Annotated in this window: 19 protein-coding genes and 1 pseudogene; 8 read left to right on the forward strand and 12 right to left on the reverse strand. The window is 68.4% G+C overall.

Translation table 11 applies throughout. The features are described from left to right. Positions 1–9 precede the first annotated feature (9 nt). Positions 10–489 carry a MarR family winged helix-turn-helix transcriptional regulator gene (locus RA210_RS02200; protein ID WP_136490283.1) on the forward strand — a complete coding sequence of 160 codons (480 nt, stop codon included), beginning with the start codon at positions 10–12 and terminating at the stop codon, positions 487–489. Between the two features lie 195 nt (positions 490–684). Here RA210_RS02200 and RA210_RS02205 read toward each other — a convergent pair whose 3' ends face one another. Then, entirely contained in the window at positions 685–981 is a 297-nt protein-coding gene (locus RA210_RS02205; RefSeq protein WP_201485271.1) for a hypothetical protein, read from the reverse strand. On the opposite strand from RA210_RS02205, the pseudogene RA210_RS02210 reads away from it, so the two are divergent. After that, positions 913–1,584 (forward strand): annotated as a pseudogene (locus tag RA210_RS02210) (amine dehydrogenase large subunit); the annotation flags it as partial. The gene RA210_RS02205 and the pseudogene RA210_RS02210 sit on opposite strands and share 69 nt — an antisense overlap. Before the next feature lie 178 nt (positions 1,585–1,762). Next, complete coding sequence (locus RA210_RS02215; RefSeq protein ID WP_201485239.1) at positions 1,763–2,449, forward strand: spermidine synthase; 687 nt, start codon at positions 1,763–1,765, stop codon at positions 2,447–2,449. A 15-nt stretch (positions 2,450–2,464) separates the two neighbouring features. Here the strand turns inward: RA210_RS02215 and RA210_RS02220 are convergent, their stop codons facing one another. The 8 genes from RA210_RS02220 to RA210_RS02255 form a co-directional block, all read right to left on the reverse strand. Beyond that, positions 2,465–3,247 carry an IclR family transcriptional regulator gene (locus RA210_RS02220; protein WP_136489303.1) on the reverse strand — a complete coding sequence of 261 codons (783 nt, stop codon included), beginning with the start codon at positions 3,245–3,247 and terminating at the stop codon, positions 2,465–2,467. Between the two features lie 147 nt (positions 3,248–3,394). Next, complete coding sequence (locus RA210_RS02225; RefSeq protein WP_201485240.1) at positions 3,395–4,075, reverse strand: sarcosine oxidase subunit gamma; 681 nt, start codon at positions 4,073–4,075, stop codon at positions 3,395–3,397. 2 nt (positions 4,076–4,077) lie between these two features. After that, positions 4,078–6,984 (reverse strand): 2Fe-2S iron-sulfur cluster-binding protein, encoded by a 2,907-nt coding sequence (locus RA210_RS02230; protein ID WP_201485241.1) that lies wholly within the window; start codon positions 6,982–6,984, stop codon positions 4,078–4,080. Further along, a complete protein-coding gene (locus RA210_RS02235; protein WP_136489306.1) occupies positions 6,981–7,289 on the reverse strand; it encodes a sarcosine oxidase subunit delta in 309 nt (102 codons plus the stop codon). The genes RA210_RS02230 and RA210_RS02235 overlap by 4 nt, the downstream gene beginning before the upstream one ends. A gap of 10 nt (positions 7,290–7,299) precedes the next feature. Then, positions 7,300–8,541, reverse strand: a complete 1,242-nt coding sequence (locus RA210_RS02240) for an FAD-dependent oxidoreductase (protein ID WP_136489307.1) — start codon at positions 8,539–8,541, stop codon at positions 7,300–7,302. Beyond that, complete coding sequence (gene folD, locus RA210_RS02245; protein ID WP_201485242.1) at positions 8,523–9,440, reverse strand: bifunctional methylenetetrahydrofolate dehydrogenase/methenyltetrahydrofolate cyclohydrolase FolD; 918 nt, start codon at positions 9,438–9,440, stop codon at positions 8,523–8,525. Before folD ends, RA210_RS02240 begins: the two co-directional genes overlap by 19 nt. Then, positions 9,437–10,303 (reverse strand): formyltetrahydrofolate deformylase, encoded by an 867-nt coding sequence (gene purU / locus RA210_RS02250; RefSeq protein WP_201485243.1) that lies wholly within the window; start codon positions 10,301–10,303, stop codon positions 9,437–9,439. Before purU ends, folD begins: the two co-directional genes overlap by 4 nt. A gap of 401 nt (positions 10,304–10,704) precedes the next feature. Next, on the reverse strand, positions 10,705–11,625 hold the full coding sequence (locus RA210_RS02255; RefSeq protein WP_136489310.1) for a LysR substrate-binding domain-containing protein: 921 nt from the start codon (positions 11,623–11,625) through the stop codon (positions 10,705–10,707). A 107-nt stretch (positions 11,626–11,732) separates the two neighbouring features. On the opposite strand from RA210_RS02255, the gene RA210_RS02260 reads away from it, so the two are divergent. Together RA210_RS02260 and RA210_RS02265 are read left to right on the forward strand one after the other, a co-directional pair. Further along, positions 11,733–12,413 carry a type 1 glutamine amidotransferase domain-containing protein gene (locus tag RA210_RS02260; protein ID WP_201485244.1) on the forward strand — a complete coding sequence of 227 codons (681 nt, stop codon included), beginning with the start codon at positions 11,733–11,735 and terminating at the stop codon, positions 12,411–12,413. 78 nt (positions 12,414–12,491) lie between these two features. Next, positions 12,492–13,592, forward strand: a complete 1,101-nt coding sequence (locus tag RA210_RS02265) for an NADH:flavin oxidoreductase/NADH oxidase (protein WP_201485245.1) — start codon at positions 12,492–12,494, stop codon at positions 13,590–13,592. 10 nt (positions 13,593–13,602) lie between these two features. Here RA210_RS02265 and RA210_RS02270 read toward each other — a convergent pair whose 3' ends face one another. The 3 genes from RA210_RS02270 to RA210_RS02280 all read right to left on the reverse strand — a co-directional run bounded on the left by RA210_RS02270 (position 13,603) and on the right by RA210_RS02280 (position 16,985). Continuing rightward, positions 13,603–15,669 (reverse strand): HD domain-containing protein, encoded by a 2,067-nt coding sequence (locus RA210_RS02270; RefSeq protein ID WP_201485246.1) that lies wholly within the window; start codon positions 15,667–15,669, stop codon positions 13,603–13,605. 142 nt (positions 15,670–15,811) lie between these two features. Continuing rightward, positions 15,812–16,429, reverse strand: a complete 618-nt coding sequence (gene trhA, locus RA210_RS02275) for a PAQR family membrane homeostasis protein TrhA (protein ID WP_201485247.1) — start codon at positions 16,427–16,429, stop codon at positions 15,812–15,814. A gap of 130 nt (positions 16,430–16,559) precedes the next feature. Further along, positions 16,560–16,985, reverse strand: a complete 426-nt coding sequence (locus RA210_RS02280; protein WP_201485248.1) for a helix-turn-helix domain-containing protein — start codon at positions 16,983–16,985, stop codon at positions 16,560–16,562. Between the two features lie 81 nt (positions 16,986–17,066). Between RA210_RS02280 and RA210_RS02285 the strand changes: the two genes are divergently transcribed. Genes RA210_RS02285 through RA210_RS02295 form a run of 3 tightly spaced genes read left to right on the forward strand, consistent with a single transcriptional unit; the run spans position 17,067 to position 18,424 of the window. Then, positions 17,067–17,564 (forward strand): DUF2938 domain-containing protein, encoded by a 498-nt coding sequence (locus RA210_RS02285; RefSeq protein ID WP_201485249.1) that lies wholly within the window; start codon positions 17,067–17,069, stop codon positions 17,562–17,564. Positions 17,565–17,600: 36 nt separating this feature from the next. Beyond that, the gene (locus tag RA210_RS02290) at positions 17,601–18,200 is read left to right on the forward strand and encodes a flavodoxin family protein (protein WP_201485250.1); all 600 of its coding nucleotides are present in this window, start codon (positions 17,601–17,603) and stop codon (positions 18,198–18,200) included. Next, positions 18,197–18,424 (forward strand): DUF2798 domain-containing protein, encoded by a 228-nt coding sequence (locus RA210_RS02295; RefSeq protein ID WP_136489318.1) that lies wholly within the window; start codon positions 18,197–18,199, stop codon positions 18,422–18,424. Before RA210_RS02290 ends, RA210_RS02295 begins: the two co-directional genes overlap by 4 nt. Positions 18,425–18,561: the final 137 nt, after the last annotated feature.

Here is an 18,561-nt window from a genome sequence, read left to right on the forward strand (position 1 = left end):
AGGTGCCTGATGACCAATAAACGCAAAGCCGACATGTACGACCCGCTGAGCGAAAACTTCAAGCGCCGCGAGTTTCCCTTCTACTGGATTGCCCAGATAAATGCACTTTACAGCCAGGAGATGGAACGGCTGCTGAAGCGGATTGGCATGGATGTGCCGCGCTGGCGCATCATCATGATCCTGAAGGAGCATTCCGAGCTGAGCATATCCGACATAGCCAGCCAGGCCGTGGCGAAGTTGCCGACGACCACCAAGATCGTCTACCGCATGCGGGATGAGGGGTTGGTGAATCTGGTGACCTCCAGCGAGGATGGCCGGGTTACCCTGGTTTCGTTGACCGACAAGGGACTGGAAAGCCTGGAGCTGATTCGCGGCTCGGTCAGCAAGCTGTTCCGCCGCAGCTTCGAGGGGGTGAGTTCGGCCGAGATCCAGCGCACCAATGTGCTGCTGTCGAAGCTGTTCGACAACCTCAAGGCGCTTTCCGACTGACGACCGCTTTCCCGCCCTCCGCCTGAGGCCGCGCCCGCCACAGGTGCGGCGCTCCGTCGCTGCCTCGCCGGGCGAGCCGGCGGGGCGCCCTCGCATCCCGGCCGATCCTCCTCCCGATACTTCGTTCGCGTGCCACGTCATCTGTGCGCCGGCATCCGCCCGGCTCGCGCAAGTCCACCTGATCATCCGTCAACCCTAGATGCCCGCAGCTTCCGGCCACGCCCGGTCGATCGACATGCCAGGCGTGGGGATCAGCAAGCCGGGCAGGGCAGCGTTGCCCTCCTGATGGGCCTCGTCGAACGCCTGGCACGAACCCGCAATCGTTTGGCAGGAATCGGCAGTGCCTCCGGGGGGAATGCCGAATACATTCTTGGACCAGAGGAAGGGATCTTCGACTTGGCTTAATAACAATAGGTATAAAAAATGCGGATAGTCCGAAATCTTGCGCGGAGCGTAACGCTTCTTGGCGTGTCTCTGATGGGGATTGGTCATGCATGCGCTGACCTGCCTGCGGATAATATTGGTCAGGAGAAACTTGCTTTTCCGCCTGAGCCTCATCGCGCCTACATTGTCGACGTCGAATTCGAGAGCATGGTCGCCGGGCGTGTAGTGGTGGTCGATCCGGATCAGAAGCGCATGCTTGGCATGGTCAGCACCGGTTTCACGGCACCGTCCACATTGAGTCGCGACGGCAAGCTGTTGTACACCGCCGACCTTTTCTACTCTCGTGGCACCCGTGGAACTCGCACTGATGTGCTGACTGCCTGGGATACCAGCACTCTGTCGCCGTCCTGGGAAGTTGTTATTCCTTCCAAACGTTCCCGAGTTGTAAACGTTGGTGAAACGTATTACTACACGACTACTACCGGCACCATTCGTGCGGTCGACCTGTCTGGCAAGGAGCCGAGGATTCTCCCGGCCTGGGAGCTGGAGCAGCGGGAAGCCGACAAGAAGGCCGGCTGGGCGCCTGGTGGCTGGCAACTGATGGCAGTCGCTCCGAAGCTGAATCGCCTCTACGTGTTGATGCATGACGCCCACGAGCCGATGAAGTGGGAAGACCCGAGCCCGATCATCTGGGCTTATGACCTCAAGACCCACTAGCAGATCGGTACTCCTGAGGGCTGGTTAGGGGCTGTCGGGCGGTGGCCATGGCGCGTCTAGTCGGTATCGCCCGGCGGATAACCGCTAGAATGCCGGGCCTGGGCAATGGTGCTCGCCGCCGTTGCCTGTCCCCCTTCGGGTCGAGTCGATCGACCCTCTTGCGAGGCTGCCCATGAAACGTTTTGTCCTGCTCGACACCGCCCCGATTCCCGACAACGGCGGCGCCCTGTGCCTGTTCGAGCACGGCGACGACTTCGTGATCAAGATCCAGGGCGGCCACGGCGGCCAGCTGATGAACACGCGCATGCACGGCTCGGAAGACGCCCTGGCCGAGATTCCCTGCAAGAAGGTCGCCGCGCGGCCCGGCCCGCGGGTGCTGATCGGCGGCCTGGGCATGGGCTTCACCCTGGCCTCCGCGCTCAGGCACCTGGGCGACAACGGCGAGGTGGTGGTGGCCGAGCTGGTGCCCGGGGTGATCGAGTGGAACCGCGGCCCGCTGGGCGAGAAGTCCGGCTACCCGCTGCGCGACCCGCGCGCCCGGGTGGTCAACGAGGATGTCGCCAGGGTGCTGCAGGCCGAGCCGCAGGGCTTCGATGCGATCATGCTGGACGTCGACAACGGCCCCGAGGGGCTGACCCAGCAGGCCAACAACTGGCTGTACTCCCTCGACGGCCTGAACGCCTGCGCCCGTGCCCTGCGTCCGCGCGGCATCCTTGCCGTGTGGTCGGCCAGCGCCGACCGTGCCTTCTCCGCCCGCCTGGGCAAGGCCGGCTTCAAGGCCGAGGAGGTCAAGGTCTACGCCCACGGCAACAAGGGCACCCGCCACACCATCTGGATAGCGGAAAAGCGCCAGGGCTGAGGCCCGTCGCGCAGTTCAGCCACCCAGCTCCGCCGAAATCCGTGCCGCCGTCAGCAGCAGCGCCTCGCGAAAGCGCGCCTGCGATTCCGCGCTGTCCATCACCGCATCCGGGCCGGAGAGGTTTATGGCGGCGACCACTTCGCCGAGGTGGTTGCGGATGCCGGTGGCGATGGCGGTGGAGTAGTCGGAGCGGTGCAGCACCCAGCCGCGCTGGCGGTCGCCGGCGATCAGTTCCTGCAGCTCGGGCAGGGTCTTGGGGGCCGGCGGCGGGTGGTCGTCGAGGCGCACGTGCAGGTACAGCGCGTCGAGTACCGGCGGGGTCAGGCCGGTGAGCAGGATGCGGCCCATGGCGGTGCAGTGGCAGGGCAGGCGCGTGCCGATGGGGATGTTCACCGACAGGCGCTGGGCGGCGAAGGCGCGGTACAGGTACAGGCTGTCGGTGTGCTCGCGGATGCTCAGGTGGCAGGACAGCGAGGTGCGGTCGCGCAGGGCGTTGAGGTGCGGCAGGGCCAGGTCGACCAGGTCGCGGCTGGCCAGGTAGCTGAAGCCGGCGGACACCACCTGCGGGCCGAGTTCCCAGGTGTTCTTGGCGAGCTTGCGCAGGTAGCCCATCTCCTCGAGGGTGTGGACGATGCGGTAGATCGCCGAGACGCTGACGCCGAGGCGCTCGGCGATCTCGCTGGTGCCGAGGGTGCGCTGCTGGGCGTTGAACATCTGCAGGATGGAGAGGCCGCGCTGCAGGGCGGGGACCATGTAATCGGTGTCGCGGCCGCTGTCGAGGTCTTCGGCGATGGTCATGGTTGTTCTCCGGGCGGGGGCATTTGATGGTTCCCATGCTCCTGCGTGGGAACCCAGGCGCCGGTGTCCGGGGACGCGGAGCGTCCCGGGCGTTGCGCTCCCACGCGTGAGCGTGGGAGCGATCAGAGGCGGGGCAGATTTGGCGCCTTACAGCAGCGCATCGATCCCCGCCGGCTGGCCGCCGAACTCGGCCATGGCATCCAGCAGCGCGTCCCAGAAGTAGCTCGCCGAAGCGCGGTCGCAGAGGATCTGGAAGCACGGCAGCTCGCCTTCCGGCAGGTTGACCACGATGACATTGATCCGCGCCGCCGAGGTCTGCGCCACCGCACCGACCGGGAAGGCCTCGGCGCGCAGGTCGACGCCGCACAGCTTGGCCATCACCTCGGCGATGCATTCGCCGGTCAGCAGCAGCCAGGCGTGGCTGTCCTGGCGCGGCAGCAGGTAGTTGGCCGTCGCGCCGAACTGCCAGTTGGCCTCCTCGGCGGCGATGCGCGCGCCGGCGTCGCGCAGGCTGCCGAGCAGCAGGTACTCGGTCTGCGACAGGCGCGCCACGTGGCTGCCGTCGGCCTGGGTCAGCGCCCGGTTGGGCGCCTCCGGCAGGGCATAGCCGCGCGCGGTGAGGTACTCGGCGGCCGCGGCGCCGCGAAAGCCGACGCGCGCCAGGTTGGTCAGGTCGAGCAGCGCGCAGCGTTGCAGCTGGGCGCTTTCGTCGTGCTCGCCGTAGTGGGCGACTATCACGCTGTCGCCCAAGCGGCCGAGGCTGGCGCCGGCATGGCGGCGGTACAGCGGGCTGCGTTCGGTGAATTGCTGGGCTTGCAGAGAGGCCATGATCACAGCTCCTGACGTTGGGTTTCGGGATCGAAGAACGGCAGCTTGACCACCGTCGCCTGCACCACCTGGCCGCCCTCGACGCGGATCGGGATCTGGCTGCCCGGCGCGCTCTGCGCGGCTGCGCAGTAGGCCAGGCCGATGATCTGGCCGAGGGTGGCGCTGTACTCGCAGGAGGTCACGTTGCCGCTGATGTCCGGGCCGTTGAGCACCAGGTGGCCTTCCAGCGGCTTGGTCGAGGTCGCCGGCAGGACGAAGCCGACCAGCTTGCGCTTGAGCGGCTGCGCCTCGAGGATTTCCACCGAGCGCTTGCCGACGAAGAACGACTTGCTGTGGGCGATGGCCCAGCCCATGTCGATCTCCGCCGGATGGGTCATGCCGTCGGTGTCCTGGCCGATGATCACGTGGCCCTTCTCCAGGCGCAGCAGGCGCTGGGTCTCGACGCCGAACGGGCGGATCTCGTCCTTCTCGCCGGCCTGCATCAGCGCATCCCAAAGGTATTCGCCGTAGCGCGCCGGCACGTGGATCTCGTAGCCCAGCTCGCCGACGAAGCCGACCCGCAACAGGCGCGCCGGGATGCCGGCCACCGTGCCCTGGCGCACGGCCAGGTAGGGGAAGCCTTCCGGGCTCAGGTCGACGTCCTGGCACAGCTTGCGCAGCACGTTGCGCGCACGCGGCCCGGCCAGGTTGACCGCGGCCATCGCCGCGGTGACGTTGGTGATGTCGACGTTGAGCCGCCACTGCGCGTTCCACTTGAGCATCTGCTGGTAGATGCGGTCGACGCCGCTGGTGGTGGCGCTGACGTAGAAATGGTTGTCGGCGAAGCGCGCGCACACGCCGTCGTCGATCACCACGCCGTGCTCGTTGGTCATCAGCGCGTAGCGCGAACGGCCGACCGGCTGCTTGGCGAAGGCGAAGGTGTAGAGGCGGTTGAGCAGCTCGGCGGCATCCGGGCCGCGCACGTCGAGGCCGCCGAGGGTGGAGACATCGATGATGCCGACCTTCTCGCGCACGTGGCGGGCCTCGGCCTGCATGCAGGCCTCGCGCTCCTCCGGCTTGCCGTAGAAGGCCGGACGCTGCCAGACGCCGGCCGGCATCATCTTCGCGCCCTGCTCGACGTGGCGCTGGTGCATGGCGGTCTGCCGGTACGGGTCGAAGCCGCGGCCGGCGACGTGGGCGAGCTTCTCGGCGACGAACGGCGGACGCGCGGTGGTCACCCCGGTCTCGCTGACGCTGCGGTTGGTGGCCTGGGCGACCAGGCGCGCGGTGGGCAGCGCCGAGTGGCGACCCTGCGAGGGGCCCATGCCGACGGTGGAGAAGCGCTTGACCAGCTGCACGTCGCGATAGCCGTGGCGGGTGGCGTTGACGATGTCGCGCACCTGCAGGTCCTCGTCGAAGTCGACGAAGTCCTTGCCGTCCGGGTGCGGGAAGATCGGCCAGTCGAAGTTGACCCGCGGCTCGGCGACGAAGCTGGCCGGCGCGGCTGCTTCCTGCAGGCCGAGGCTGGCGCAGGCGGCGCTGGCCACCTGCGCGGCTTCGCACAGCACGTTGTCGAGGGCGTGACGACCGTTGACCGAGCCGGCCACGCTCAGATTCTGCGGCAGGCCGCTGAGGGTGAAGGCGGCCTGGGCGTCGTCGTAGCTCAGCTTGCCGCCGGCCTGGCAGAGCAACTGGTAGACCGGCATGTAGCCGGCGGACATGCACAAGAGGTCGCAGTTGAGCTGCATGCCCTTGCCGGCCACCTGGCCCTTGCCGACGATGCGCCGCACGTCGACGCCGCTGACGTGGCGCATTCCCTTCTCGTGAAGCGCCTCGTACACGGTGCTGCCGCTGTGCAGCGCGACGCCGGCTTTTTTCAGCGTGGCGGCGAGGGCGGCATCGTCCGGTTGGGTGCGCATGTCGACCAGAGCGGCCACCACCACGCCCGCATCCAGCAGGTCGAGGGCGGCGAGATAACCATCGTCGTTGCCGGTCAGTACCACTGCGCGCTGGCCCGGCTTGACCGCGTACAGCTTGATCAGGCGCTGCGCGGCGCTGGCCAGCATCACGCCCGGCAGGTCGTTGTTGCGGAACACCACCGGCTGGTCGAAGGCGCCGGCGGCGACGATGCACTGTTTCGCGCGCACCTTGTACAGACGGTTGCCCTGGATCACCGGCAGGAAGTTGTCGGTGAACCAGGCGTTGCAGGTGGCGTCCTTGAGGATGCGGATGTTCGGGTGGTTCTCCACCGCGTCGACCAGCTCGCGGCGCAGCTCGCCGGCGCGCTGGCCCTCGATGTCGAAGCGTGCCCAGGCCAGGGCGCCGCCCAGGTAGCTCTGCTGTTCGACCAGCAGCACCTTGGCGCCGGCGTTGGCGGCGTGCAGCGCGGCGGTGAGGCCGGCGGGGCCGGCGCCGACCACGGCGACGTCGACGAACAGGAAGGCCTTGTCGTGGTACTCGGGCTGGAACTGCAGATCCAGCACGCCGAGACCGGCCTTCTTGCGGATGATCGGCTCCCACACCTTCCAGATGCCCTTGGGCTTGTAGAAGGAGCGGTAGTAGAAGCCGACCGGCATGAACTTGGAGAACTTGCCGAGCAGGGCGTCGCGGTCGTTGTCCAGCGAACCGGCGAAGTTCTGCCCGGTCACGCTCAGGCCCTCGGCCAGCGGCTGCAGGTCGGCCAGCACGTTGGGTTCGCTGGGCAGCTGCACCAGGGTGTTGGCGTCCTGGCCGGCCATGGTCAGCGGGCCGCGCGGGCGGTGGTACTTGAACGAGCGCGACAGCAGCCAGCGGCCGTTGGCGGCCAGGGCGCTGGCGATGCTGTCGCCCGCGAAGCCCTGGTACGGCTTGCCGTCGAAGTCGAAGCGAAGCGGCTGATCGCGGTCGATCAGCAGGCCCATGGGTGCGGGCAGGCGGCTGTAAGCGGTCATGCGACGACCTCCTGGGGCTTGGCGGGCGCGGCGAAGTCGACCCGGCTGGTGAAGATTTCCTTGGGATCGAAGGTGCGCACGATCTCGTCGGTGACGGTGTGGCGTTCGGCGAGGAACCAGTAGCTGGAGGCGTTGTGCATCCACCACTCGACCACCAGGCCGGCGCGGTTGTCGCTGTTGAACACGTAGTCGGCCCACTCGGCGTCGCTGCAGGTGGCCGGGTCGGGCATCTGCTTGAATTCGCCGCCGTAGGTGAATTCGCTGATGTTGCGCGGACCGTTCAGGGGGCAGGGCATGATCTTCATCGCGGGTTCCTCAGTGGCTGGCGGCGGTGGCGCCCATTTCGTTGACCTGCTGGAAGGTCGAGAAACGCTCCAGGGCGAAGGGTGCGATCAGCTCCGGCGTCCTGCCGCCGCTGGCCACCAGTTCGGCCATGGTCTTGCCGCAGATCGGCGTCGACTTGAAGCCCCAGGTGCCCCAGCCGGCGTCGAGGTAGTAGTTGTCGATGGGCGAGCGGCCCATGATCGGGCTGTAGTCCGGGGTCATGTCGGTGGTGCCCGCCCACTGGCGCATCAGCCTGGCGTTGGCCAGGAACGGGAACATCTCGATGGCGTGGGCCAGCAGGCTTTCCTTGAGGTCGAGGGTCGAGCGGGTGTTGTACAGCGGATAGGGGTCGGAACCGCCGCCGAACACCACCTCGCCGCGGCCGGTCTGCTGCACGTAGCAGTGCAGCGCCGACGAGCTGACCAGCGGGTCGAGGAACGGCTTGAACGGTTGGGTGACCATCGCCTGCAGCGGGTAGCTGTGGATCGGCGCGCGGATGCCCAGCTTGTTGAGCAGCAGCGAGCTGTGTCCGGCGATGGCCTGCACCGCGCAGCCGCATTTCACGGTGCCGCGGTTGGTCTTCACCGCCGTGACCTTGCCGTGCTCGACCACGAAGTCCTGCACCTCGGTGAGCTGGTGGATCTCCACGCCGCGCTTGGCCGCCTGCTTGGCGTAGCCCCAGGCCACCGCGTCGTGGCGCGCGGTGGCGCCGTCGATGTGCCACAGACCGGCGAGCACCGGCAGGTGGCCGGGGTCGAGGTTGAGGGTCGGCACCAGCTCGCGGATCTGCTGGCGGTCGATCATCTCGGTACGCCCGCCGAAGTGCTTGTTGACCTCGGCGCGCTGGCGGAAGGCGCGCACCGTGGCATCGGTGTGCGCCAGGGTCAGCTGGCCGCGCTCGGAGTACATGATGTTGAAGTCGAACTCGTTGGACAGCTCCTTGAACAGCCGCACCGACTCGGCGTAGAACTTCACGCCTTCCGAGGTGAGGTAGTTGGAGCGGATCACCGCGGTGTTGCGCGCGGTGTTGCCGCCGCCCAGGTAGGCCTTCTCCAGCACCGCCACGTTGGTGATGCCGTGGTACTTGGCCAGGTAGTAGGCGGTGGCCAGGCCGTGGCCGCCACCGCCGATGATCACCACGTCGTAGGACGACTTCAGTTCCTTCGGCGCCGGCAGATCGACATCCACCGGGTAGTCCGAAGACAGGCCGTATTTCAGCAGGCTGAACGGCATGTGGCCTCCTCACCGGCCGCAGGGGCCGCATGCTTGGGTTGTTGCTGGCGCGCCGCGGTCACGGTGTTCTGCATCAGCAGGGCGATGGTCATCGGCCCGACGCCACCGGGTACCGGGGTGATCGCCGCGGTCAGCGGCTGCACCTTGGCGAAGTCGACGTCGCCGACCAGCCGGCTCTTGCCGTCCTCCTCGATGCGGTTGATGCCGACGTCGATCACCACCGCGCCGGGCTTGATCCACTCGGCCTTGATCATCCGCGGCCGGCCGACCGCGGCGACCACGATGTCGGCCTTGCGGCACAGCGCCTGCGGGTTCTTGCTGCGCGAGTGCAGCATGGTCACCGTGCAGTCGGCGGCCAGCAGCAGGGCGGCCATCGGCTTGCCGACGATGTTGGAGCGGCCGATCACCACCGCGTGCTTGCCGGCGAGATCGCCCAGGGTGTCGCGCAGCAGGCGCATGCAGCCGGCCGGGGTGCACGGCACCAGCACCTCGCGGCCCTGGCTGAGGCCGCCGACGTTCTCGCTGTGGAAGCCGTCGACGTCCTTGGTCGGGTCGATGGCCTGCAGCACCGCGGTCTCGTCGATGTGTTTGGGCAGCGGCAGCTGTACCAGGATGCCGTGCACCGAGGCGTCGCCATTCAGCTCGGCGACCAGCGCCAGCACCTCGGCAGCGCCTGCTTCGGCCGGCAGGCGGTACTCGAGGGAGCGGATACCCGCCTCGCCGGCGCGCAGCACCTTGTTGCGCACGTAGACGTGGCTGGCCGGATCGTCGCCGACCAGCACCACCGCCAGCGCCGGCTCGATGCCCCGGGCCTTGAGGGTGATGACATCGGCGGTCACTTCGGCGAGGACCTGGGCGGCGACGGCCTTGCCGTCGATCAGTTGGCCGGGCGTGCTCATCGGAAGATCACCGTCTTGTCGTGGTTGAGGAACACGCGGTGCTCCAGGTGGTACTTGACCGCCTTGGACAGGGCCACGGTCTCGGTGTCGCGGCCGACGGCGACCAGGTCGTCCGGTGCGTAGTTGTGGTCCACGCGCTGCACTTCTTGCTCGATGATCGGGCCCTCGTCGAGGTCGGCGGTGACGTAGTGGGCGGTGGCGCCGATCAGCTTCACGCCGCGCTCGAAGGCCTGGTGGTAGGGCTTGGCGCCCTTGAAGCCGGGCAGGAACGAGTGGTGGATGTTGATGGCGCGGCCCGAAAGTTGCTTGCACAGATCGTCGGAGAGGATCTGCATGTAGCGCGCCAGCACCACCAGTTCGGTCCTGGTCTCGTCGACGATCTTCATCAGCTCGGCTTCCTGCTGGGCCTTGGTGTCCCTGGTCACCGGCAGGTAGATGAAGCGGATGCCCTCGCGCTCGGCCATCGGCCGCAGGTCGAGGTGGTTGGAAACCACGGCGGTGATCTGCATGTGCAGCTCGCCCTTCTGGTGGCGATACAGCAGGTCGGACAGGCAGTGGTCGAACTTGCTGACCATCAGCAGCACGCGCATCGGCTGGCTGGTGTCGTGCAGTTCCCAGGTCATGGCGAACTTGCCGGCGACATCGACGAAGCCCTGCTCGATCACCGCGATATCGCCCTTGAGGCCGGCGTTGAAGCGGAATACCGCACGCATGAAGAAGGTGCCGCTGACCTCGTCGTCGAACTGGGCCATCTCGCTGATGTAGCAGCCGTGGTCTGCGAGGAAGGTGGTCACCGCGGCGACGATGCCGGAGGTCGCCGGGCAGCTGATCTTGATCACGTACTGGTTCGGAGCGTGTTGCATGTCGAGTCCTCGGGGTATGGAGGCAGCGGTTGCAAGGCGAAAAGTTCGTCGGTGAAGCCCGATTTCATTTCTGAATATTTTTGACTGCGGGGAATATATTTTTCTCTGTGGTGTTTTTATAAGCGAAGGTGGATGGGGCCGTCCATAGCTGCTGTGAAATTTTTTATCTTGAAGGGAATTTTATTCGAGAGGCCTGCCGGCCCTGCCAGGAGTGCGCGGGGCAAGCAAAGTCGGGTGGAGACGAGGCGGGGAAGGGGACGCGGCCAGGGCAGGCGCAGCAACGGCTGGAGCAGCAACGGCAAGGAGCGAATGAATTCGCTCCGGCAGGGGAGGGCAGATGTTCTGTCGTGTGTGGGGTTACCTGGTCGGCCTCATGCGCCGGCCCTGGGCGAGCAGCGGGATCAGCGCCGCTGCAACTCCCCCGCCACCTGCTGGATCTGCTGGCGCAGCCAGCGGCGCAGGCGGTCGGCGTCGGTACGTTCGTGCCAGATCTGCATCAGCTCGACGCGCGGCAGCTCGATGGGCAGCGGGTGGATGACCAGCTCGGGATCGCGCTCGGCGGCTTCCTCGGCGATGGGGCGCAGGCAGGTGAGCAGCAGGTCGGTGCCGCGGATCAGCCGGGTGGGGGCGATGAAGCTGGACAGTCCGGCGGCCACCCGGCGCTGCAGGCCGCGCGCTTCCAGGGCGCGGTCGACCACGCCGTGCAGGTCGCCGGTCAGGGTGGTCAGCAGGTGTTCGCAGGCGACGAAGGCGGCCAGGTCGAGGCCGCCGGCCAGCCGGGTGTTGTGCCTGGAGGCCAGCACCACGAAGTCCTCGCCGAACAGGCGCTGCTGGCGGAAGGTGTCCGGCAGGTTGGCGTAGAAGCCGGCGATGGCCAGGTCGCAGGTGCCCTTCTCCAGCTCCTCGCGCGGCAGCTGGCCGCGGGTGTTGTGGGTGATCAGCACCAGGTTGGGCGCCTGGGCGCGCAGCTGCGGCAGCAGGCGCGGCAGCAGGGTCTGCTCGATGAAGTCGGTGGTGTACAGGTGGATGCGCTCGGCGCGGGCGAGGAAGTCGCGGCCCGCGCAGTGGTCGTAGAACGCCTCCAGCTCGCCGACCAGGCGCTGCACGGTCGGCGCCAGCTCGTGGGCGCGTGGCGTCGGCGTCAGCCCGCGCGGCGCACGCACGAACAGCGGGTCGCCGAACTCGTGGCGCAGCTTGTTCAGCTTGTGGCTCAGCGCCGGCTGGCTGAGCGCCATGCGCGCCGCGGCCAGCGAGGCGTTGCGCTCCTGATAGAGCACGTGGAAGGCCAGCAGCAGGTTGAGGTCCTTGTTGGCAATATTCATTTATTGAATACCTCGGATCGAAGCTTTCGAATTATCGAATCTTAGCCGGCGGCCTATGATGCCCACCACACGATCCACCGGCCCCATGGCCCGCACTGGAGACCTCGATGAAGATCCTGATGGTGCTCACCTCCCACGACCGGCTGGGCGACACCGGCCACAAGACCGGCTTCTGGCTGGAGGAATTCGCCGCGCCCTACTACGTGTTCAGGGACGCCGGCGCCGAAATCGTCCTGGCCTCGCCCAGGGGCGGCCAGCCGCCCATCGACCCGAAGAGCAGTGATCCCGGCGCGCAGACCGCCGCCACCCGCCGCTTCAATGAGGACGCCGCGGCGCGCGCCGCGCTCGCCAGCACCCTGACGCTGGATGAAGTGCGCGCCGAGGACTACGACGCGCTGTTCTATCCCGGCGGCCATGGCCCGCTGTGGGATCTCGCCGAGGACGCCCGCTCGGTGGCGCTGATCGAGCGCTTCCAGGCGCTCGGCAAGCCGGTCGGCGCGGTCTGCCACGCCCCGGCGGTGCTGCGCCACGCCAGGGGCGCCGACGGCCAGCCGCTGGTCAAAGGCCGCCAGGTCACCGGCTTCAGTAACAGCGAGGAGGAGGCCGTGCAGCTCAGCGCGGTGGTGCCCTTCCTGGTCGAGGACATGCTCAAGGCCAACGGCGGCCAGTACAGCAAGGCCGCCGACTGGCACAGCCACGTCGCCGTCGACGGCCTGCTGGTCACCGGGCAGAACCCGGCCTCCTCGGACGCCAGCGCCGAGGCATTGCTGAAGCTGCTCGGCCACTGACCCCTTCGCGCCGGCCCCGCCACCGGGCCGGCGCTCCGCTCAATCCCCCGTTCATCCCGGTTCACGAGACGTTTCCGCATGTCCGCACTGTTTTCCCCGTTCCAGCTCAAAGACGTCACCCTGCGCAACCGCATCGCCGTGCCGCCGATGTGCCAGTACAGCGCCACCGACGGCCTGATCAACGACTGGCACCTGCACAACTATGCCAGCATCGCCCGCGGCGGCGCCGGCCTGGTGATCGTCGAGGCCACCGCGGTATCCCCCGAAGGGCGCATCACCCCCGGCTGCGCCGGGCTGTGGAACGACGTGCAGGCCGAAGCCTTCGCCCCGGTCGCCCGCGCCATCAAGGCCGCCGGCGCGGTGCCGGGCATCCAGATCGCCCACGCCGGGCGCAAGGCCAGCGCCAACCGCCCGTGGGAGGGCGACGACCACATCGCCGAAGGTGACGAGCGCGGCTGGCAGACCATCGCCCCCTCGGCGATCCCCTTCGGCGCCCACCTGCCCAAGGTGCCGCAGGCCATGAGCCAGGGCGACATCGCCCGCGTGCAGGCCGACTTCGTCGCCGCCGCGCGCCGCGCCCGTGACGCCGGCTTCGAGTGGCTGGAGCTGCACTTCGCCCACGGCTACCTGGCGCAGAGCTTCTTCTCGCCGCACTCCAACCAGCGCGACGATCAGTACGGCGGCAGCCTGGCCAACCGCAGCCGCTTCCTGCTGGAAACCCTCGCCGCGGTGCGCGAGGTGTGGCCGGAGCACCTGCCGCTGACCGCGCGCTTCGGCGTGATCGAGTACGACGGCCAGGACGAGCAGACCCTCGAGGAGTCCATCGAGCTGGCCAAGGGCTTCCGCCGCGGCGGCCTGGACCTGCTCAACGTCAGCGTCGGCTTCACCATTCCCGAGGCCCGCATCCCGTGGGGGCCGGCCTTCCTCGCGCCGATCGCCGAGCGCGTGCGCCGCGAGGCGGAACTGCCGGTGGCCTCGTCCTGGGGTATCGACAGCCCGGCCAACGCCGAGCGCGTGGTTGCCGACGGGCAGATGGACCTGGTGATGGTCGGCCGCGCCCACCTGGCCAACCCGCACTGGCCGCTCAAGGCCGCCCAGCAGCTCGGCGTCGAGCGACCGACCTGGGTGCTGCCGGCGCCCTACGCGCACTGGCTGGAGCGCTACCGCGTCGCCGAGTGAGAGCGCCGGCTCAGAACACCAGCGCGTGATGGATGGGATGCTCCTCCGCGTACTTCACCCGCAGCCAGTCGAACAGGGTGCGGGTGAAGGTCTTGCTGCCGGCGCGCAGCTCCATGTACAGCTCGCACTCCGCGCGCTCGTCCTCGCGCAGCGCGGCCAGTTCCTGGCGGTTGGCCGGTTCGGCGAGCTGGCGCAGGAAGCCCTCGTAGAGGGCGAAGATCTCCCGCGTCCTGCGCTGCACCTCCGCGCACGACTTCTGCAGCGGCCCGCTGGCGCTGGCGATGGCGTGCAGGCGCTCCAGCGCGGGCAGCTCCAGCAGGGCGAGCAGCCGCTCGATGCGCGCATCGCGCGCTGGCTCGCCGGCGGTCTCGGCGATGGCGATGATCGCCGCGAAGTACAGCAGCTTGCGCGAGAACTTCAGCTTGATGCTGCGCAGCCCCCAGGCCTTCTGGTCGACGCAGGCCTTGTGCTGCACGTCGGTGGTGATGGTCCGGTAGTAGCGGATCACGTCGTTGAGCAGGAAGCGCGAGATCGACTTGTCCAGGCTGCCCTTGCCGATGTACGCCTCCATCAGCTGACGGCGCAGGCGGGCGAACGGCGCGTCGCCGAACAGGCTGCGCCCCTCCAGCAGCAGCGCCATGCGCCGGGTCAGCGACTGGTTGCTGTCCTGGCTGCCGCCGATGTGCTCCACCAGCTGGCGGAAGTCCTGGGTCGCGGCGCCGCCGAACATGCCCGAGTCGCCGGTCGGACGGGCGATGTGGCGCTCGATCACCTGCCTGATCTCCGCCTGTTCCGCGACGATCTCCGCCGCGCTGCAACCGTCGAGCAGGATGAACCAGTCGAGGTCGGACTCCGCGCAGGCCTCGTCGCGCCCGTAGGAGCCGGTGGCCACCACGCACAGGTGGTCGCGCTGCGGGCTGTCCGCCAGCGCCGCGTGCAGCTCGGCGCGCAGCTGGCGCAGCACCTCTGCGCTGTGCCGGCGGGCGCGGGCGATGTGCGGATAGCCGGCGAGGAAGGCGGCGTAGCCCGTGGCCTGCACCCCGGCCGGCGCCGCGTCCGCCGGCAGCTTCGCCAGCAGCGCCCCGGCCTGCGCCTGCTGGCGGCCGCGCACCTGGCGGTAGCGGCTGGCGAAGTCCTGCTCGCGGTCGACGAAGTAGCCGCGGAACTCGATCTCGAACGGCCCGTCGTCCAGCCAGGCGGGCAGTTGCCCGTGCCTGAGCTGGGCGAGACCGGCGAACAGCGCCGGATGGCGCTCCTGCCAGCAGCGTTCGCCGACCAGGAAGTCCTCCTCGGCGAGCGCCGGCGCGGCGGCGAAGAACTGCCGGCAGGCGCGGTCGGCGAGGATGCCCAGCGGCTGGCCGATGAACTGGGTGTAGACCAGGTTCTTGCGCTCCCAGAACTCGTCGAGCAGTGCCAGCGCCGCGGCATCGCGGTGGCTGTCGAGCAGCGCGGCGCGCGCGCAGGCCAGCCGGCACAGCGGCGGCAGCTGCGGCGCCAGGCAGTCGAGGGTGCGGGCGATGGCGTCGAGGGTGTCGACGTTCAGCGCACTGGCGAACAGGTCGCCGCCGGCCGCGGCGGCGACCCTGCCGCCCATCAGGTCGAGGAGGAACGGCAGGTCGGCCACCCCGCGCAGCAGGGCGTGCAGCTCGCGGCCGATGGTGGCCTCGCCGCGGATGATCCGCGCCCCCAGCTCGTGGTGGCCGTAGCCGCTGCATGCGCGCAGCGCCGGCTCGGCGCTGTGCGACAGCGGCGGGTGGCCGATGTCGTGGAGCAGGGCGGCGATCAGCAGGTGGCGGCGCAGGTCGGCGTCGTAGCCGCGGGCGCTGGCGACGTAGCTGGCCAGCGCGGCGACGTGCAGGGAATGGGCGGCGCGGCTGCGCTGGGCGGCAGGCGGGAACGGTCGGTGGCTGTAGTCCAGTGCGCCGAGGAAGGCGACGTCGTGCAGGCGGCGGAAGGCCTCGGTCGCCATCAGCGCCCTCACCAGCGGATCGCGGGCGGTGGCGTCGAGCCAGGCGGCGAGGTCGGCATCCCTGGCGGTCGTGCTTTCACTCCAGGACAGGCTGGCAGCTGTGGTCATGGGCGCGCCGTGGTGGTTTTGGGGGAGGCGAATCAGAAAGCTAGCACAGCGCGCAGGCTGTCGCGGCGAGCCGTCCGGCGATGCGGCAAGCGGCGGTTTGCGGTCCCTCGCGGGCGGCATCTCCGGCCGGCGCCACTCGGTCTCACACCACGTAGAGCTGCACCGCGGTGAAGTGCAGGGTGCTGCCGCCGATCACGAACAGGTGCCAGATGCCGTGCCAGTGGTGGAAGCGGTCGTCGAACACGAAGAAGACGATGCCGACCGTGTAGCAGAGGCCGCCGGCGAGCAGCCAGGCAAAGCCCGCAGGGCCGAGCGATGCGGCCAGCGGCTTGATCGCCACCACGGCAATCCAGCCCATCAGCGCGTAGATCACCAGCGACAGCACCCGCGCCTCGGAGCGCGGCCTGAGTTCCTGCAGCATGCCGACCAGCGCCATGCCCCACACCAGCCCGAGCAGCGTCCAGCCCAGCGGGCCGCCGAGGCTGAGCAGGCAGAACGGCGTGTAGCTGCCGGCGATCAGCAGGTAGATGGACAGGTGGTCGAGCTTGCGCAGCACCGCCTTCGCCCGGCCGCGCACGCTGTGATAGACGGTGGATACGACGTAGAGCAGCACCAGGCTGCCGCCGTAGACCGCGACGCTGCCGATCTTCAGCGGCTCGCCCTCCCACAGCGCCTGCACCAGCAGGCACAGCGCGCCGATGCTGGCCAGCACCGCGCCGACCAGATGGGTCCAGGCATTGAAGCGTTCACCGTGGTACATGTGGTCCCTCCCTCACGCATCCAGACCTGCATGAGGGCTCCGCAGTTGCGGCCATGCACTGCGGGCCGTAGCTACAAGTTCAGCACAAGCCGGGCGGCGTGCCAGGGACGGAGGAGGGCCGGCGGTCGTCTCATTTGCGCAGGCGCCCGCGCGTGCTGTGCTTGCGTGCGTGCGCACCGGCCGCCGCGGCTTTCACCAGCCGCTGGAAGGTGGGGCATTCGGCATGGCTGGGGGCCGGGCAGGCAGCGGCATGGCGCAGGCCCCGGCTCATGGCCTGCAGGCGCTTGATGGTCGCGTCGAGTTCGTCGGCCTTGGCCGCGAGCAGCTGCCGGTCGATATCGGGTTCCCCGTTGGCGCCGAACATCGAGCGTATTTCCTCCAGGGTGAAGCCCGCCGACTGCCCGAGGGAGATCAGCGCCAGCTGGTCGAGTATCTGCGGCGCAAAGCGGCGCCGCTCGCCGGGCTGGCCGAGCGATGCGATCAGCCCCTTTTCCTCGTAGAACCTCAGCGTCGATGCCGGCACGCCGGAGCGTCTGGCCACGTCAGCGATATCCACGGAAACCCCCTTGACCTCAAGTTCGCTTGAACTTCTATAGTCGCCTTGAACCCTTCACCGGTCAATCTGAGCGAGGTCATCATGGGACACCTGTTGCACGACATCATCCTGGCCACCGGAACCGGTATCGGCGCCACCGCGGTCATGGACATCTGGCTGACGTTCCTCAAGTCCAGGGGCGTGAAGACGCTCGACTTCGCCTTCATCGGCCGCTGGGTCGGGCATCTGGCGCGGGGCAGGCTGAGGCACGCAGCGATTGCCAAAGCGCAACCGATCAGGAACGAACTCGCCCTGGGCTGGTTGATGCACTACGTCACCGGCATCGCCTTCGCCGGCCTCCTGCTCGGCATCGCAGGCATGGACTGGGCCCGCAGCCCGACCCTGTTGCCCGCCCTGCTGGTCGGCATCGCTACGGTGGTCATCCCCCTGTTCGCGATCCAGCCCGCCATGGGCGCCGGCTTCGCCGCCGCCAGAACGCCCACCCCGCTGAAGAACTGCATCCGCAGCCTGGTCAATCACGCGGTCTTCGGCCTGGGGCTCTACCTGAGCGCCGTCCTGCTGGCCTGGCTCCTGCGCTGAAGCCGAGCACCATCAACCTCTACTGGAGAGCGAGCAATGAACAAGATCGCAGTCATCTACCACAGTGCCCACGGCCATACCGAATACATCGCCAGCAGCGTTGCCGAGGGAGCCGGCAGCGTTGCCAATACCGAAGTCCAGCTGCTGCAGGCGCAGCAGCTCGCCACGGCTCCGGACGAACTGCTCGGCTTCGACGGCTTCATCCTCGGCTCGCCCACCTACCTGGGTGGCGTGTCCGCCCCGGTCAAGGCCTTCATGGACGCCACCGGGGGCCTGTGGCGCGCCCAGCGGCTGCGCGGACGGCTGGCGGCGGGCTTCACCGTGTCGGCGTTGCCGGCCGGCGACAAGCAGTCGACGCTGATGTCGATGTTCGTGTTCTGCATGCAGCACGGCATGCTGTGGGTCGGCAATCCGATCCTGCCGGAACAGCACCTGGGTGTGCCCTACGACGAAGCGGCGAACCGGCTCGGCTCCTGGTCCGGCCTGATGGCCCAGGCCGAGAAAGCGTCGCCCGCCCATGCGTTCGCCCCCGGCGACATCAAGACGGCGCGGATGTTCGGCAGGAACTTCGCCGAAGCGCTGCACCGTCTGCGCCGCGCTGAGCCGTGCGGCCAGACCCCGGAGGCCGCCCGATGATTCCCAGAAAATACAGCCAGGTCCTGTTCGCCCTGATCCTCTCCGGACTCATGTCGCTGATGGTGTCGGGAATCTCCACCCTGCGCGCCGTGGGGCCGGTTGCCGACTTCGGCGCGCTGTGGATCGGCGCCTGGCTGACCGCCTGGCTGTTCGCCTTTCCGCTGGTGCTGGTCATCGCGCCGCTGGCGCGGCGGGCGGTCGAGTCGCTGGTAGCGAAGCCGTAGGGCACAACCCGGCGGGATCTGCGCTCTGCTCCAGCAGCACCTCCATGCCGGGCATGGCTATCACCGTCTGCCCCGGCTGGCGCGGACGGTCACGGCGATTCGATCAATTCGGACCAGTCTGCAAGTTACGGTTTTAA

This window comes from Pseudomonas sp. OF001 (assembly GCF_904426495.1).
Classification (GTDB): domain Bacteria; phylum Pseudomonadota; class Gammaproteobacteria; order Pseudomonadales; family Pseudomonadaceae; genus Geopseudomonas.